Raw genomic sequence first — 14,113 nt, 5'->3', positions numbered from 1 at the left:
CCTTCCTGTTGTTTTTGTAATAGAGCAACAAAGTAACGCAAATTGCCTGACGCTAAAACCGTAAAAGCCAGTCCAATGGACTGGCTTAGTAGCAATTTTTCTTTACGGCTATGGGCTAGGGTCGTTTACGCCCGGTAAACAGGCTGACCAAAAACAGAATGATCCCCACCACAAACACAATTTTCGCTGCGCCGGCTGCAGTACCCGCCAGTCCACCAAAACCGAGTGCGGCGGCAATTAACGCGATAACCAGAAATATGATGCCCCATCGAAACATATGCTTCTCCTTTACCATAGTTAATTTCACCGCTTGATATGAGCGCTCAGGCTGCCCATCGGCGATATTTTCAGTGTGGTGCACAACACGCCTCCCGACAAACGTCAGGAGGACGAATTAAGTCTAATTACTGAGTTTTGAGATCGTTTTTGACGCTTTTCACGCCATCAATCGCTTTGGCGATGCTCTCAGCACGATCGCTTTGAGCCTGTGAATCGACGGTGCCTGAAAGTTGCACTACGCCCTCGGTGGTCTCAACTTTCACCTTGCGGGAAGGGACGATATCATCGGCCAGCAGCTTGGCTTTTACCTCACTGGTGATTGCCGTATCGCCCGCATAGCCTTTAACGGAGGTGTCTTTACTATCACGCACATGCAGTTTGTCGCTAACGGAGGTCACGCCCTCAACGCCTTTCGCCACTTTCACCGCTTCTTCGGCCTGTGCCTGGCTTTCAACAAACCCGCTTAGTGTCACCACCTTTTGATCTGTTTTGACGGAAATATCGGTGCTCTTAATGCTTTCGTGGTCCACCAGCGCGGCTTTTACTTTCGCGGTGATGGTGCTGTCATCCATGAAATTACCGACTTTGTTCATAGAGCTATCGACTTTCTGCCCCGCACTTTCGACGCCGGATTGCGCTTTATCCATCGTGGCGTTTTCTGCATAAGCAGAACCCGTTGCAACAGCGGAGGTCAGCATCACGGCCAGCAGCGTTTTAGAAATCTTAAGTCCTGTCATTGTCATCGATGTATTCCTGTATGTTTTGCCAAACGCTATGCTCTGCCGTTAAACGGCTTGAGCCAGCAACTAATCTTGTAAGTGGAATAAATATCAGCAATAGACGCTGCAACAGGCAGCCTAAAAAGCATTTAACGCCGATATTTATGTCATCACATTGTTAAATATAGTTCACGATTTCGTGATCGCAGTCAGAATTGATTAAAAAACAGGCAAACAAAAGAAAAACGCGAGGTTTTAAGAACATTCCGCAAGGGATTTAAAAGACAGGAAAAGTTGCAGGACACGGCGGATACCGTGCCCTGGAAGGTCGATTAGTGTTCGCGTGTTTTACGGAACTGAACGTCCGGGTAACGTTCCTGGGTGAGATTCAGGTTAACCATGGTTGGTGCGATATAGGTGAGGTTATCGCCGCCATCCAGCGCTAGCTGAATTTCGTTCTTACGCTTAAATTCTTCGAATTTCTTCACGTCAGAACATTCTACCCAGCGCGCAGTCGCCACGTTGACGGATTCATAAATCGCTTCAACGTTGTACTCGCTCTTCAGACGTGAGACCACCACGTCAAACTGCAGCACACCGACAGCGCCCACGATCAAATCGTTATTGGCGATCGGACGGAATACCTGCACTGCGCCCTCTTCTGACAACTGAACCAGCCCTTTCAGCAGCTGTTTCTGCTTCAATGGATCCTTCAGACGAATACGACGGAACAGCTCCGGTGCGAAGTTCGGAATACCGGTGAACTTCATCATTTCGCCCTGGGTAAAGGTATCGCCGATCTGGATAGTGCCGTGGTTATGCAGACCGAGAATATCGCCCGGATACGCTTCTTCCACATGAGAACGGTCACCGGCCATAAAGGTGAGTGCGTCGGAGATCACCACGTCTTTACCAATGCGCACCTGGCGCATTTTCATGCCTTTCTCATACTTGCCGGATACCACACGCATGAACGCCACGCGGTCACGGTGTTTCGGGTCCATGTTGGCCTGAATTTTAAACACGAAACCGGTGAACTTCTCTTCTGAGGCTTCGACGACGCGGGTGTCGGTTTTACGCGGCATCGGCGCAGGCGCCCACTCCACTAGGCCGTCCAGCATATGGTCAACGCCGAAGTTACCCAGCGCGGTACCGAAGAAGACCGGGGTGATTTCGCCCGCGAGGAACAGCTCATGGTCGAACTCGTTGGACGCGCCCTGCACCAGCTCCAGCTCGTCACGCAACTGCTGCGCCAGGTCTTCACCCACGGCAGCATCAAGTTCCGGGTTGTTCAGACCTTTAACAACACGCACTTCCTGAATGGTGTGGCCTTTACCGGTCTGATACAGGTAAGTTTCATCTTTATAAAGGTGATAGACACCTTTGAACAACTTACCGCAGCCAATCGGCCAGGTGATTGGCGCACAGCCGATTTTCAGTTCGTTCTCGACTTCATCCAGCAGCTCCATCGGATCGCGGATGTCACGGTCGAGTTTGTTCATAAAGGTCAGGATCGGCGTATCGCGCAGACGGGTAACTTCCATCAGCTTACGGGTACGATCTTCGACGCCTTTTGCAGCATCGATAACCATCAGGCAGCAGTCCACCGCCGTCAGAGTACGATAGGTATCTTCGGAGAAGTCTTCGTGCCCCGGGGTGTCCAGCAGGTTCACCAGGCAGTCATGATACGGAAACTGCATCACAGAGGTGGTAATGGAGATACCACGCTGCTTTTCCATTTCCATCCAGTCAGATTTTGCATGCTGGCTGGAGCCACGGCCTTTTACCGTACCGGCGGTCTGAATGGCCTGTCCGAATAACAGTACCTTTTCAGTAATTGTCGTTTTACCGGCATCCGGGTGAGAAATAATGGCAAAAGTGCGGCGTTTGGCCACCTCTTGCAAATAAGGAGACAACGTCATAGTCAAATCTTCTTAGGTAAGCACGGCAACGGGCCGGGCAAGTTGAATACGAAAAATTGCGGCTATTTTACCCATCAACGGGGGGGAGGCAATCAGTGTTTACACAGGAGCTGCTCCAGTTCGCTTAATGACGCTACGGTCCAGGTCGGCTGAATGCCCGCTGGCTGCTCGCGGTGGTGCGTATTTAGCCAGCAGGTGGATAGCCCGGCGTTAATGCCGCCAAGAATATCGGACTCTGCGGTGTCACCCACCATCAGCACGCGAGAACGGTCCGGATTACCCGCCTGCTCCAGCGCATGGTCAAAAATACGGGGGTCGGGTTTTGCCACCCCAACCTGCTCAGAAATCACCAGCAGGTCGAAATAGTCGCGCAGCCCCGTCCGCTCAAGTCGGATTTGCTGCAACGCGGTAAAACCGTTAGTAATGATACCGATTTTCGTTTTATCACGAATCGCATTGAGCAGAGAAACTGCCCCCGGCAACGGTGAGCAGATCTCCGCCATCGCATTGATGAATGCGTCATTAAGCTGGCCCGGTTCAACCTTCAGGCGTTCGGCCCAGCTCTGAAAACGAGCATGCTGCAGTTGTAATGAGGTAATCGCGCCGTTTTGGTAATCCACCCACAGCGGTTTATTCACGGCCTGGTAGTCCTGAAAATCTTCAGCGGTAAAGGTAATGCTATAGTCGAGAAACATCCGCTGTAAGCCGGTAAACGAGTCAAACGTAAACAGCGTTTCGTCGGCATCAAAGAAAATCCAGTCCCACTTCTTCATCATTATACCTTATCTTACATGCTGATTGGCAACGCCATGATGATGGCGTCTTCGTGACCATCGGCCGTTGGATAGTAGTTGCGACGGATCGTCGCCTCGTTAAAGCCTAAGCTTTCGTACAGCGCGATAGCGGCCGCATTCGAGGCGCGCACTTCAAGCCACAGGGTCAAAATGCCACGCTTTTCCAGCTCATCGATCAGATGCTCCAGCAGCTCACGTCCCAGGCCCCGGCGCTGAAAGTCAGGATCGACGGCGATATTGAACAACGTCGCTTCATCCAGTACGACCTGCGTAATTGCAAAGGCGGCCATCACGTCGTCAACCCTCAACTGAAAATTGAGGTAGCGATCGCCCTGGTTGCTGGCAAATGTTTTTTCACTCCACGGAAAAGCGTGGGCGCGTTTTTCAATCTGAAATGCTGCGGGTAAATCAGTCGGCTCGAGGGAAGAAATCGTGTTCATATGCGCAGATTTGTTGCCATAACGCGGCGCGTGCCGCTGGGTTTTCCCGTAATTCATTAAACGCAGGACTCTCGACCTGAGCGCCCTCCAGCAGCAGCGGCTCTTCGGTTCCCAGCCGCCAGCTATTACAGCGACTGCCTTGCGGCAGCATGGCGACACGGTCAGGCGTCAGTTGTAAAACCTGATCCGGGCTAACGGTTAATGCGCGTAAAATATCGCTGATCAACGGTTCGGTTAGCGCGGGTAACTGTGCAGCAACCATCACCAAACGGACATGCGCAGGAATGGAAATCGCGATCTCGCCCTGCAGTGCGCCAGGACGACGCAACGACCACTGCGTAATGCCCAGTTGCTGTAACTGCCAGTCTCGTCGGGATGTCATAGCGAAACACTCCTGTCTATCAGGGGCGCAAATATAGCAAATTTGTCGAATCCGTGCCATCAAACAACTATAATCCCCCGCTGTACAATTTAAGGAGCATTCCATGTCTGCTTTTACCCCGGCAAGTGAAGTCTTGCTGCGCCACAGTGATGATTTCGAACAAAGCCGTATTCTGTTTGCCGGTGATTTGCAGGATGACCTGCCTGCCCATTTTGAAAGCGCTGCCAGCCGTGCGCACACCCAGCAACTTCACCACTGGCAGGTGCTTAACCGCCAGATGGGCGACAACGTCCGCTTCAGCCTCGTCGCGCAGGCCGATGACGTTGCCGATAGCGATACGCTGATCTACTACTGGCCGAAGAATAAGCCGGAAGCCCAGTTCCAGTTGATGAACATTCTGTCGCTGTTACCGGTGGGCACCGATATTTTTGTTGTCGGTGAGAATCGCAGCGGCGTACGTAGCGCAGAGCAGATGCTGGCCGAATACGCACCGTTAAACAAAGTCGACAGCGCACGTCGCTGTGGCCTGTACCACGGTCGTCTGGAAAAACAGCCGGTCTTTGATGCAGAAAAATACTGGGATGAATACCAGACAGAAAATCTGACCATCAAAACGCTGCCGGGCGTCTTCAGCCGTGACGGCCTGGATGTTGGCAGCCAACTGCTGCTCTCCACGCTGACGCCGCACACCAAAGGCAAAGTGCTGGATGTCGGCTGTGGCGCAGGCGTTCTCTCCGTCGCCTTAGCCAGCCACTCGCCGAAAGTGCGCTTAACCCTGTGCGATGTTAGCGCAGCCGCCGTTGAAGCCAGCCGCGCAACGCTTGCAGCTAACGGCATTGAAGGTGACGTCATCGCCAGTAACGTCTTTTCTGACGTGACGGGTCGATTTGATATGATCATATCCAACCCGCCGTTCCACGACGGAATGCAGACCAGCCTTGATGCCGCACAAACGCTGATTCGTGGCGCAGTGCGTCATCTCAACAGCGGTGGTGAACTGCGTATCGTGGCAAACGCCTTCCTGCCTTATCCGAAGGTTCTGAATGAAGTGTTTGGCTTCCATGAAGTTATCGCGCAGACCGGACGTTTCAAGGTCTATCGCACCGTGATGACGCGCCAGGCGAAAAAAGCCTAACTGCTCCAGGCCAGATAAGGCGTTTACGCCGCCATCCGGCGTGACACCGAGCAACGCCGGATAGCGCTATCGCTTATCCGGCCTACATAAAACGCCAAAAACCGAAGAAACGCCTTTTTTTTCGGCAATCACGTTAAGTTCGAAAATTAACTGTTGACGCCCTGCATAAAATCTCTAGAATTCGCCCCCGTGGTAACGATACTTTTTGAGTGTCGATGGTATGCGAAGGTGGCGGAATTGGTAGACGCGCTAGCTTCAGGTGTTAGTGTCCTTTCGGACGTGGGGGTTCAAGTCCCCCCCCTCGCACCATAATCCACGTTGATATTGCTCGCACTGGGCGAAGGTGGCGGAATTGGTAGACGCGCTAGCTTCAGGTGTTAGTGTCCTTAGGATGTGGGGGTTCGAGTCCCCCCCCTCGCACCAACGAAGCGATATCAAAAAAATAAGATGACTGTGCGAAGGTGGCGGAATTGGTAGACGCGCTAGCTTCAGGTGTTAGTGTCCTTAGGATGTGGGGGTTCGAGTCCCCCCCCTCGCACCAATTATCTTATTTCCCTCTCGATTTCCTTCTCTGTTTTGTTCATCCCTGATTCCAGTTCATCATTACCAAAACAATGCCACCAATCAGTGCCGCGCATGAAGGTAACAAAACAAAGTGCCGTAAACGTTTGTGGTACAGCATGAGCGAAGTCAGCAGTAATCCTAATACAATCATCACCTTCCATACGTAGACCGACAGGTCGCTATATGCCATCCCGGCAATCAGCATTCCCGGCAGCAGAACACCCCATCCACTGCCCAGCGTACGTTGCAACATGATTTCACCTATGACATTGATAATGATAACCAATATCATATGATAAAATTTCTCATTTGTCAGCCGTGAAGCACTATCAATTATATGAGTTTTACTTAACGATTGATGACATGAATAATCCAAGGTGATAAATTGCTCACCGGTTAGCTCTTCAACTAAAAACAATAAAAACCTCTGCGAATGATACCCCGTTCGTTATTTGTTTTATTTACCAACACACCTTCGTACATTGCAGATAACTAACAATATTTACCTATGACAGTACAATCCTGGCGAACTCTGCGCACAAAAAAATACCAACTCTCTTTACGACTGTTTCTGCTGCTCAACGCAGTCTCCGCGCTGTTTACGCTTTTTTTCCCACTGTTTGCGGTCAAAGCCTTATCAGTACCGGCGTTGCTGATGCTGGTGATGAGTACACTGCTGCTGGTATGGCATGGGAAATACGCGGATAAAAGAATTAATCTCCCTTTTATTTCAATCGTTTTTGGCTTGTTATGGGCGTTACATATATTCTTGAAATATAATGCTCTAGGTCAGAATGATTATTATTTCCTGTTAATAGCGCTGCTCAGCGTACTGTTTATTGGCTCTATCGCTTTTGCCAATAATATCATCGCGTTTACGCTCCACTCACTCCCCTCCGTCGCCGTTTGTTTATGGCTTAACGGCAGCGAACATGGTTTGCGGATTTTCTATTTTATGGCGCTGCCTATGGCCGGTATCGCCATTCAGCATGTGATACAAAAGCGCTACGATGGATTCGCTCAGCAACTGATGTACAAACTGCTGGAGGAAAGGGAAACCCTGAACGGGCTCAGCATGCTCGACCCGCTAACCGGTTTGTATAATCGCCGGGGGCTGCAACACCGGCTCGATACGCTGTTGGCTCTGAGTAATTCGAGGCACTTCGTTCTGCTGCTGGATATCGACCATTTCAAATCCTATAACGATCATTACGGACATATGATGGGCGACCAGGCGTTGATCCGTGTTTCTGCCGCCATCCGAGACTCCGTACGCTCCCGGGACGTGGTGGCGCGTTTTGGCGGTGAAGAGTTTATGATTTTGCTGACCGCGGTCGATCCACAGCAGGCCCAGGCTGCCGCCGAACGTATCCGCCAGAAAGTGTACGACCTTAAAATCCCTCACATGTTTAATGAGAGCGTGGCAACCAACGTAACCGTCAGTATCGGCATTGCACCTCTGGTAGAACAGGATATTGATGCTGCTATCGCCAAAGCGGATAAAGCCCTTTACGAGGCCAAGAATCTTGGGCGTAACAATACCCTGGTCAGCGATGAGCTGCGGGTAAACTGCCCCTCTACCTGAGCTTTCTGTGCGCTGCCGCTCGGGATGGCGACAAAGATCTTGCCATCGCTTAATGTCAATTATAGGATTAGCAATCATTATCATTAAGATTAACATCCTTATATCGACATGGCTTATCGTTCCGCACCGATCGTTGAAGATGTCATCTGGCGTAGCCATCTCCCCTCAGAGATGCCCTCGCTGGCTGCAGCCGTACGCGCAACGATAGCCAAAACTCGCGAGCACCTGCTGGACTTCATTCGTCTTGACGAAACGCCTGTGCCAGGTGCAATGACGCTGCATGAATGGACGCAACCGGCGACGCTTAGCTCGCTGCTGGCCGTTTATTCAGACCATATCTATCGCAACCAGCCCACGCTACCCCGCGAAAATAAGCCCCTGATTTCTCTTTGGGCGCAATGGTATATCGGCCTGATGATGCCTCCGTTAATGGTGGCCCTACTGACGCAAAAAGAGGCTATCGACGTCTCTCCTGAACATATGCGCGTAGAGTTTCACGAAACAGGCCGTGCGGCCTGCTTCTGGATCGACGTCCATCAGGATCACCAGGCTACAGCCCTGTCTCCTCAACAACGCATGGAAACGCTGATTCTCTCAGCGCTGACGCCGGTTGTGCAGGCGCTGGAAGCGACGGGCGAGATCAACGCTAAGCTTATATGGAGCAACACCGGATATTTAATTCACTGGTATTTAACGGAAATGAAGCCGTTGCTAGGTGAGGAACTGCTGACCACGCTGCGCCAGACCTGCTTTTTTGAGAAACAACTCTCCTGCGGTCAGGATAACCCTCTATGGCGAACCGTTGTTCCGCGTGAGGGGCTGTTAGTACGCAGAACCTGCTGCCAACGCTATCGCCTGCCTGACGTTCAGCAATGCGGAGACTGCACGCTGAAGTAAGCGAGGAGCCGTAGCCCCTCGCCAGATAGTTATGCAACCTGCTGGTTTTCCTCTTCCATACGCTGCGCCTCTTCTTTTTCCTGCGCCAATAGCTGCTTTTCGTAGACTTTAAAGAACGGGAAGTAGATAACGGCCGACACCAGCGCCAACAGCACCACCAGAATAGCCGCACGATAATCCCAGCCTAATGCCCATGCCGCGCCAACCGGTGCAGGTGCGGTCCAGGGAACCACTGAAATGACCCGCCCAATTAAATCCAGTTTCATCGCCGCCCAGGCCAGTACCGCATTCACCATTGGGGCCAGCAGGAAAGGGATAAAAAACACCGGGTTCATGACAATCGGCGTACCAAAAATCACCGGTTCGTTAATATTAAAAATGCTGGGGACTACGCTCAGACGCCCAATCGAGCGTAGATGAGCCGAACGACTACGCAGATAGCAAATCACCAACCCCATCGTTGCGCCTGACCCTCCGACCACAATAAAGAACGTCCAGAACGCTTCCATAAAGATATGCGGTAACGGCGCGCCCTGCGCCAGCGCCGACTGGTTCATCCCAAGATTAGTTAGCCAGAACATTTGCAGCATTCCCGACACAATTGCCGCGCCGTGAATACCCGCAAACCACAATAGATGGCCAATCAATACCGCCAGAAGTATCGCCGGCAGAGAATCTGCAGCCGACACCAGTGGTTTAAAGATGGCCATAATGGCCTGCGGGATCAGCATGTCAAACTGCGACTGTATCACCAGACTCAGCGGGTACAGCGTCAGTACTACCACCAGCACCGGGATCAGCAGATCGAAAGAGTTTTTGATCATCGGCGGCACCTGATCGGGTAAACGGATGCCGATGTTGTGCGCCTTCAGGAAGCGCATCATTTCAACACAGTAAATGGCCACCAGGATGGCGGTGAAAATCCCCGTTCCTCCCAGACTATCAACTGGCATTGTGCCTTTGGTTTTTGGCGCGGCAATCAGCAAAAAAGCCATGATTGATAGCATCGCACACATAAACGGATCTAACTGATGCGACTTCACATAGTGCTTGCCCAGGTTATAAGCAATAGCCGCACATATGTAGACCGACATAATCCCCATCGTCATATCAAACGGTGTGAGGATTTGGCCTTCAAACTGTTTTGCCAGATCCAGCCACGCGCGAGCAAATCCCCAAGTGGTATCCGGAGAAAAAGGCGGGTAGGCAAAAACCAGCAGAAAAGAGCCTACAATCATAAAAGGCATCGCCGAAATAAAACCGTCGCGAATGGCCATTACATGTCGTTGTGAAGAGATGCGCCCGGCAACAGGGCTGACGTAATTTTCAACAAATCGGAAAATCACGTTAAACACAGCATGGTTAGTAGACATAGCCGTTCTCCCGTTGTGCAAAACCCTGCAACCGTGCTGGCATCAACACCGCCACCACGTAAAGCCCATTACCACTTTTCGCAACCGTGCCGGGAGGAACACCAGCGCTACCGCTTTTCGAGTTAAGTTTCATAGATGGCTCTTATTATGTGATACAGAGGAAGTGACAACTTCAGTATTAATCGTCATTTCAGCATTCTGCAACCGGTTACTGTAACCGGTTTCTTTGATTGTGAAGACGATCGAAAAACTGCTAATGTTGCTATGTTGTTACAATAAAATATTTACAGTGTGGTTGCCCCTATGACAAATTACATCCTGCAGTTTTCTGCTGTGCAGGGCTATCTGTAAGCGATAGGGAGAGAAGAATGAGTTTGCAATCAGTACGCCAATTCCTGGCGCAACATGCACCAGATATCGAGATAATCGAATTAAACCAGAGCACAGCAACCGTTGATCTGGCAGCAAAAGCCCATAACGTTGAACCTGGCCAAATAGCGAAAACACTTTCGCTAAAGGTGAAGAACGATATCATCCTGGTCGTGGCAAAAGGCGATGCCCGACTGGATAATAAAAAGCTTAAGAGTACGTTCGGTGCCAAAGCCCGAATGTTAAGTAGTGATGAGGTCGTGAACGCGACGGGGCACCCCGTTGGCGGCGTTTGCCCCTTCGGATTAGAAACACCGATATCAGTGTACTGTGATGTTTCTCTGAAACACTACGCTGAAGTGCTGCCTGCCGCTGGTGCCATCCACAGCGCGGTTCGCATCACGCCTGAAAGGATGGCTGAACTGACTTCTGCCACCTGGGTTGACGTGTGTCAGTAATGTTCCACGCGCTAAACCGGCTGCCAAGCCCGGCAAGAAACACGTCAACGTTGCCCGTCACGAAACCGCCTGCATAAAAGGCGCTGGCTCGCCGGCACGCAGATACAACAGGATGTCGGCGGCATCCAATAACCCGGCATCCGAGCTGACCCCCAGTTTGGACATCACATTAAATTTGTGTGCCCGAATGGTTTTGATGTTCCGTTCAAGCTGAACAGCAATCTGTGGCATCGAATAACCATTCGACATAAAGCGCAGTATTTCTCGTTCTGTCGGGCTGAGCATACGGCTTTGATTAATATACCAATGGTTTTTCGTGCCTTCGGTTCCCCGGCCAGGGCTGCTTAACGCCGTAAATAACGCGTCCTGCAACACCGTTAACGAAGAAGCTTTACTCACAACGCCATCTAACGGCAAGGGGGACAGGGAACCAATTAAACGCGCTTCAGCGTCATCATCGGCAATCACCACACGGCGAATCCGCGGATAATTTATCGCCAGCTCCGTTAAATAGGTCAACCCTGCTCTTCGATCGGTTCTGATTGCAGAGAGGGAAAAAATAACTGCCGAAAACGACATCTTTAACATTGCCTGGCTAAAAGCGGGCTGGTTTGAAAAGAGATGAAGTTTATATTGGTCATCCGGCATGGTATTAAATAAACTCTTAATACCCACGCTGCTCATCGTGCACTTTTCTACCAGTGCAACGTTTCTTTTGATGATTCTGCTTTCCATTCCGTGGTTTCTCCATAAACTGAAGGTAAATTAAGTTCTCGCGATCCTTGAGAACTATTTATCCAGGCATACATTTCTGCATTGCTATTTATCGACAAGCGACGCATAGCGCTATTCTTTTGGGCACTGATTGTTTTATTGCTTTTTTTCAGCAACGCCGCAATCTGGTTAATCCCCCATCCTTTCCCAAGGAGGCGCAATACTTTTCTTTCAGAGAGAGTGAGAACGATAGATCGTGCGCTATGGTCTAACAATTGAGGCATAGCAGGCGGAGAGAGCAGCGCCTTGCTTATTCTCTCTGCTCGTGTATTTCCCGCGTGAATAACATTCACTAAACTTTCAATCGGCTCGGCGTCAGAGAGCAGCGAGCTGACAGGACACATCAGTAGTTCAACCGCCAGAGGATAAAAGATACGAGATACGAGAAATACCCAGTGAATATCACGGTATTGAGATAATAAAGAATAATATTGTTCGCAAACTGCACGTGGATGATTGCAGTCTCCGGTTAAATTAGCAATTACCAAATCAGCACACCGTAGCTGTAATAACGTCAGTTCTTCAACAGAACGACAGTAGGTAAGTTCGTAATCGGAGAACTTTCCCTGCATTATACCTTTAAGCCCAGTTTGTATAATCGGTGATTTACTAATAATAATTGCGTTTTTGCAGCGTCCTGGCAACATATCCCCTCCACACTCACCAGTCCGCAATCGTACTTAATTAAATTCTCCCGGGTGGATTAATAATCTTAACTCACAGGAAAATACTCCGAACAATAAGCGGGGTGAATTGTTATCCTTGGTGTTTATTTCAAATAAGTATTGACGGCACCATCCAAATAGCGCCAAATTCTAAGCTATTATTGCACAATTACGTATAAATACATTATCTGTACAATTATAATAACTACAATAGATCGTTAGCATGGCTTACGTATTTGCCATCCGGGAAAATAGCGCTACATTTCAATCATGTCTCCCTCTCGTACCTTAGCGAACGGGGGCGTTAAGATGCCACAACCGTATCACCTGTGTCTTTTTTCGACACAAAGATTGATCTTAGCCAGAGCCAGCGGGCTCATGCTTCATGATAAAAAGAAGACATTCGTCACTCAAAGAGATCCTTTTCAGTCAGAGCGAGCCATGCAAACAGAGCAGTCGTCACAGCGAACGGTTACACGGTTATGTATTCAATGCGGACTTTTTTTACTTCAGCATGGGGCAGAAAGCGCTCTGGTTGACGAGTTATCCACCCGACTCGGGCTGGCACTTGGCATGGATAGCGTAGAAAGCGCCATCTCCTCTAACGCTATCGTCCTGACCACCATTAAAGACGGGCAATGCCTGACATCAACGCGAAAAAATCAGGATCGCGGCATTAATATGCACGTCGTGACGGAAGTGCAGCACATTGTCATTTTGGCGGAACATAAACTGCTGGATATTAAAGGGGTAGAGAAACGCTTTAGCCAGATTAAGCCGCTACGCTATCCAAGATGGCTGGTCGCCTTCATGGTCGGTTTGTCCTGCGCCTGCTTTTGTAAACTCAATAACGGCGGATGGGATGGTGCGGTGATCACCTTTTTCGCCAGCATGGTGGCAATGTATATCCGCCAGATTCTGGCGTCCCGGCATTTGCACCCGCAAATTAACTTTTGCATCACCGCGTTTGTGGCGACAACGATTTCTGGTCTGCTGCTGACGCTACCGACGTTTAGCCACACCCCGACCATCGCCATGGCCGCCAGCGTGCTGCTGCTGGTTCCGGGCTTTCCGCTGATCAACTCCGTCGCGGATATGTTTAAGGGACACATTAATACCGGGCTCGCCCGCTGGGCGATTGCCAGTTTGCTGACATTGGCAACCTGCATTGGCGTGGTCATGTCGATGACCTTATGGGGGCTGCGCGGATGGGCGTGATCGATTTCATATTGGCGTTAATGCAGGACATGATCCTGTCGGCGATCCCGGCGGTAGGCTTTGCCATGGTATTTAATGTCCCTCATCGGGCGCTCCCCTGGTGTGCGTTACTCGGCGCGCTCGGCCACGGTTCGCGAATGGTAATGATGAGCGCAGGGTTTAATATCGAATGGTCGACCTTTATGGCATCGTTGCTGGTCGGCTGCATTGGGATCCAGTGGTCGCGTTGGTATCTGGCACATCCGAAAGTCTTTACCGTTGCGGCAGTGATCCCGATGTTCCCTGGGATCTCCGCCTACACCGCCATGATCTCGGCGGTAAAAATCGGTCATTTTGGCTACAGCGAAGCGCTGATGATCACCCTGCTGACCAATTTCCTGAAAGCCTCATCGATCGTCGGCGCGCTCTCCATCGGACTATCCGTGCCAGGATTATGGCTGTATCGCAAACGCCCACGCGTTTGACGGTGCACTTTCTTTAATACCATGCAGAGAGGGGAATCTCCCCCCTCATCTGCTGCTCTCCTTCTTCTCTGTGTT

17 protein-coding genes and 3 tRNA genes are annotated in these 14,113 nt (G+C 50.6%); 9 read left to right on the top strand and 11 right to left on the bottom strand.

Annotated elements, in window-relative coordinates; all coding sequences use genetic code 11:
• Positions 1-115: 115 nt before the first annotated feature.
• From OGY09_RS10920 to holD, 6 genes are all read right to left on the bottom strand, one after another.
• Complete coding sequence (locus tag OGY09_RS10920; RefSeq protein WP_003019081.1) at positions 116-277, bottom strand: DUF1328 domain-containing protein; 162 nt, start codon at positions 275-277, stop codon at positions 116-118.
• 127 nt (positions 278-404) lie between these two features.
• On the bottom strand, positions 405-1,022 hold the full coding sequence (gene osmY, locus OGY09_RS10915) for a molecular chaperone OsmY (protein WP_032942312.1): 618 nt from the start codon (positions 1,020-1,022) through the stop codon (positions 405-407).
• 308 nt (positions 1,023-1,330) lie between these two features.
• Entirely contained in the window at positions 1,331-2,920 is a 1,590-nt protein-coding gene (gene prfC / locus OGY09_RS10910; protein ID WP_003829982.1) for a peptide chain release factor 3, read from the bottom strand.
• Between the two features lie 92 nt (positions 2,921-3,012).
• On the bottom strand, positions 3,013-3,693 hold the full coding sequence (gene yjjG / locus OGY09_RS10905) for a pyrimidine 5'-nucleotidase (protein WP_008786125.1): 681 nt from the start codon (positions 3,691-3,693) through the stop codon (positions 3,013-3,015).
• Between the two features lie 14 nt (positions 3,694-3,707).
• A complete protein-coding gene (rimI, locus tag OGY09_RS10900) occupies positions 3,708-4,154 on the bottom strand; it encodes a ribosomal protein S18-alanine N-acetyltransferase (RefSeq protein WP_003829985.1) in 447 nt (148 codons plus the stop codon).
• Positions 4,123-4,536, bottom strand: a complete 414-nt coding sequence (holD, locus tag OGY09_RS10895; protein ID WP_003829988.1) for a DNA polymerase III subunit psi — start codon at positions 4,534-4,536, stop codon at positions 4,123-4,125. Before holD ends, rimI begins: the two co-directional genes overlap by 32 nt.
• A 103-nt stretch (positions 4,537-4,639) precedes the next feature.
• Between holD and rsmC the strand changes: the two genes are divergently transcribed.
• The 4 genes from rsmC (at position 4,640) to OGY09_RS10875 (ending at position 6,212) form a co-directional block, all read left to right on the top strand.
• Positions 4,640-5,671 (top strand): 16S rRNA (guanine(1207)-N(2))-methyltransferase RsmC, encoded by a 1,032-nt coding sequence (gene rsmC, locus OGY09_RS10890; protein ID WP_032942311.1) that lies wholly within the window; start codon positions 4,640-4,642, stop codon positions 5,669-5,671.
• A gap of 222 nt (positions 5,672-5,893) precedes the next feature.
• A tRNA-Leu gene (locus OGY09_RS10885) sits at positions 5,894-5,980 on the top strand.
• 28 nt (positions 5,981-6,008) lie between these two features.
• Positions 6,009-6,094, top strand: a tRNA-Leu gene (locus OGY09_RS10880).
• A 32-nt stretch (positions 6,095-6,126) separates the two neighbouring features.
• A tRNA-Leu gene (locus OGY09_RS10875) sits at positions 6,127-6,212 on the top strand.
• A gap of 39 nt (positions 6,213-6,251) precedes the next feature.
• Here OGY09_RS10875 and OGY09_RS10870 read toward each other — a convergent pair.
• Complete coding sequence (locus OGY09_RS10870; RefSeq protein ID WP_003019100.1) at positions 6,252-6,488, bottom strand: DUF1435 domain-containing protein; 237 nt, start codon at positions 6,486-6,488, stop codon at positions 6,252-6,254.
• A 255-nt stretch (positions 6,489-6,743) separates the two neighbouring features.
• Between OGY09_RS10870 and OGY09_RS10865 the strand changes: the two genes are divergently transcribed.
• Together OGY09_RS10865 and fhuF are read left to right on the top strand one after the other, a co-directional pair.
• A complete protein-coding gene (locus OGY09_RS10865) occupies positions 6,744-7,820 on the top strand; it encodes a GGDEF domain-containing protein (protein ID WP_003829994.1) in 1,077 nt (358 codons plus the stop codon).
• A gap of 108 nt (positions 7,821-7,928) precedes the next feature.
• Positions 7,929-8,717 carry a siderophore-iron reductase FhuF gene (gene fhuF / locus OGY09_RS10860; RefSeq protein ID WP_032942310.1) on the top strand — a complete coding sequence of 263 codons (789 nt, stop codon included), beginning with the start codon at positions 7,929-7,931 and terminating at the stop codon, positions 8,715-8,717.
• A 29-nt stretch (positions 8,718-8,746) separates the two neighbouring features.
• Here fhuF and OGY09_RS10855 read toward each other — a convergent pair whose 3' ends face one another.
• Positions 8,747-10,090, bottom strand: coding sequence for a PTS cellobiose transporter subunit IIC (locus OGY09_RS10855; RefSeq protein ID WP_003829998.1), 1,344 nt, complete (start codon positions 10,088-10,090; stop codon positions 8,747-8,749).
• Complete coding sequence (locus OGY09_RS10850) at positions 10,080-10,223, bottom strand: hypothetical protein (protein ID WP_020996240.1); 144 nt, start codon at positions 10,221-10,223, stop codon at positions 10,080-10,082. Before OGY09_RS10850 ends, OGY09_RS10855 begins: the two co-directional genes overlap by 11 nt.
• A 235-nt stretch (positions 10,224-10,458) precedes the next feature.
• Here OGY09_RS10850 and OGY09_RS10845 point away from each other — a divergent pair, with 235 nt between their 5' ends.
• Positions 10,459-10,917, top strand: a complete 459-nt coding sequence (locus tag OGY09_RS10845; RefSeq protein WP_003830001.1) for a YbaK/EbsC family protein — start codon at positions 10,459-10,461, stop codon at positions 10,915-10,917.
• A gap of 57 nt (positions 10,918-10,974) precedes the next feature.
• Here OGY09_RS10845 and bglJ read toward each other — a convergent pair whose 3' ends face one another.
• Positions 10,975-11,652 (bottom strand): DNA-binding transcriptional activator BglJ, encoded by a 678-nt coding sequence (bglJ, locus tag OGY09_RS10840; RefSeq protein ID WP_008786120.1) that lies wholly within the window; start codon positions 11,650-11,652, stop codon positions 10,975-10,977.
• Positions 11,613-12,338: a helix-turn-helix transcriptional regulator gene (locus OGY09_RS10835; RefSeq protein WP_275399078.1), complete on the bottom strand. Its 726-nt coding sequence runs from the start codon at positions 12,336-12,338 to the stop codon at positions 11,613-11,615. Before OGY09_RS10835 ends, bglJ begins: the two co-directional genes overlap by 40 nt.
• Before the next feature lie 459 nt (positions 12,339-12,797).
• Between OGY09_RS10835 and OGY09_RS10830 the strand changes: the two genes are divergently transcribed.
• Together OGY09_RS10830 and OGY09_RS10825 are read left to right on the top strand one after the other, a co-directional pair.
• On the top strand, positions 12,798-13,574 hold the full coding sequence (locus tag OGY09_RS10830) for a threonine/serine exporter family protein (protein WP_032942309.1): 777 nt from the start codon (positions 12,798-12,800) through the stop codon (positions 13,572-13,574).
• Positions 13,565-14,038 (top strand): threonine/serine exporter, encoded by a 474-nt coding sequence (locus tag OGY09_RS10825; RefSeq protein ID WP_020996241.1) that lies wholly within the window; start codon positions 13,565-13,567, stop codon positions 14,036-14,038. Before OGY09_RS10830 ends, OGY09_RS10825 begins: the two co-directional genes overlap by 10 nt.
• The last annotated feature ends 75 nt before the right edge of the window (positions 14,039-14,113 follow it).

This window comes from Citrobacter sp. Cpo071, assembly GCF_030332765.1.
GTDB lineage: Bacteria > Pseudomonadota > Gammaproteobacteria > Enterobacterales > Enterobacteriaceae > Citrobacter > Citrobacter portucalensis.
Note: the sequence above shows the minus strand (reverse complement) of the source record. Positions and strands in the feature narration are given on the sequence as shown.

Excerpts from the sequence above, each read along its gene's own strand:
- OGY09_RS10920 (WP_003019081.1), bottom strand. The coding sequence starts at position 277 with ATGTTTCGATGGGGCATCATATTTCTGGTTATCGCGTTAATTGCCGCC.
- osmY (WP_032942312.1), bottom strand. The coding sequence starts at position 1,022 with ATGACAATGACAGGACTTAAGATTTCTAAAACGCTGCTGGCCGTGATG.
- prfC (WP_003829982.1), bottom strand. The coding sequence starts at position 2,920 with ATGACGTTGTCTCCTTATTTGCAAGAGGTGGCCAAACGCCGCACTTTT.
- yjjG (WP_008786125.1), bottom strand. The coding sequence starts at position 3,693 with ATGAAGAAGTGGGACTGGATTTTCTTTGATGCCGACGAAACGCTGTTT.
- rimI (WP_003829985.1), bottom strand. The coding sequence starts at position 4,154 with ATGAACACGATTTCTTCCCTCGAGCCGACTGATTTACCCGCAGCATTT.
- holD (WP_003829988.1), bottom strand. The coding sequence starts at position 4,536 with ATGACATCCCGACGAGACTGGCAGTTACAGCAACTGGGCATTACGCAG.
- rsmC (WP_032942311.1), top strand. The coding sequence starts at position 4,640 with ATGTCTGCTTTTACCCCGGCAAGTGAAGTCTTGCTGCGCCACAGTGAT.
- OGY09_RS10870 (WP_003019100.1), bottom strand. The coding sequence starts at position 6,488 with ATGTTGCAACGTACGCTGGGCAGTGGATGGGGTGTTCTGCTGCCGGGA.
- OGY09_RS10865 (WP_003829994.1), top strand. The coding sequence starts at position 6,744 with ATGACAGTACAATCCTGGCGAACTCTGCGCACAAAAAAATACCAACTC.
- fhuF (WP_032942310.1), top strand. The coding sequence starts at position 7,929 with ATGGCTTATCGTTCCGCACCGATCGTTGAAGATGTCATCTGGCGTAGC.
- OGY09_RS10855 (WP_003829998.1), bottom strand. The coding sequence starts at position 10,090 with ATGTCTACTAACCATGCTGTGTTTAACGTGATTTTCCGATTTGTTGAA.
- OGY09_RS10850 (WP_020996240.1), bottom strand. The coding sequence starts at position 10,223 with ATGAAACTTAACTCGAAAAGCGGTAGCGCTGGTGTTCCTCCCGGCACG.
- OGY09_RS10845 (WP_003830001.1), top strand. The coding sequence starts at position 10,459 with ATGAGTTTGCAATCAGTACGCCAATTCCTGGCGCAACATGCACCAGAT.
- bglJ (WP_008786120.1), bottom strand. The coding sequence starts at position 11,652 with ATGGAAAGCAGAATCATCAAAAGAAACGTTGCACTGGTAGAAAAGTGC.
- OGY09_RS10835 (WP_275399078.1), bottom strand. The coding sequence starts at position 12,338 with ATGTTGCCAGGACGCTGCAAAAACGCAATTATTATTAGTAAATCACCG.
- OGY09_RS10830 (WP_032942309.1), top strand. The coding sequence starts at position 12,798 with ATGCAAACAGAGCAGTCGTCACAGCGAACGGTTACACGGTTATGTATT.
- OGY09_RS10825 (WP_020996241.1), top strand. The coding sequence starts at position 13,565 with ATGGGCGTGATCGATTTCATATTGGCGTTAATGCAGGACATGATCCTG.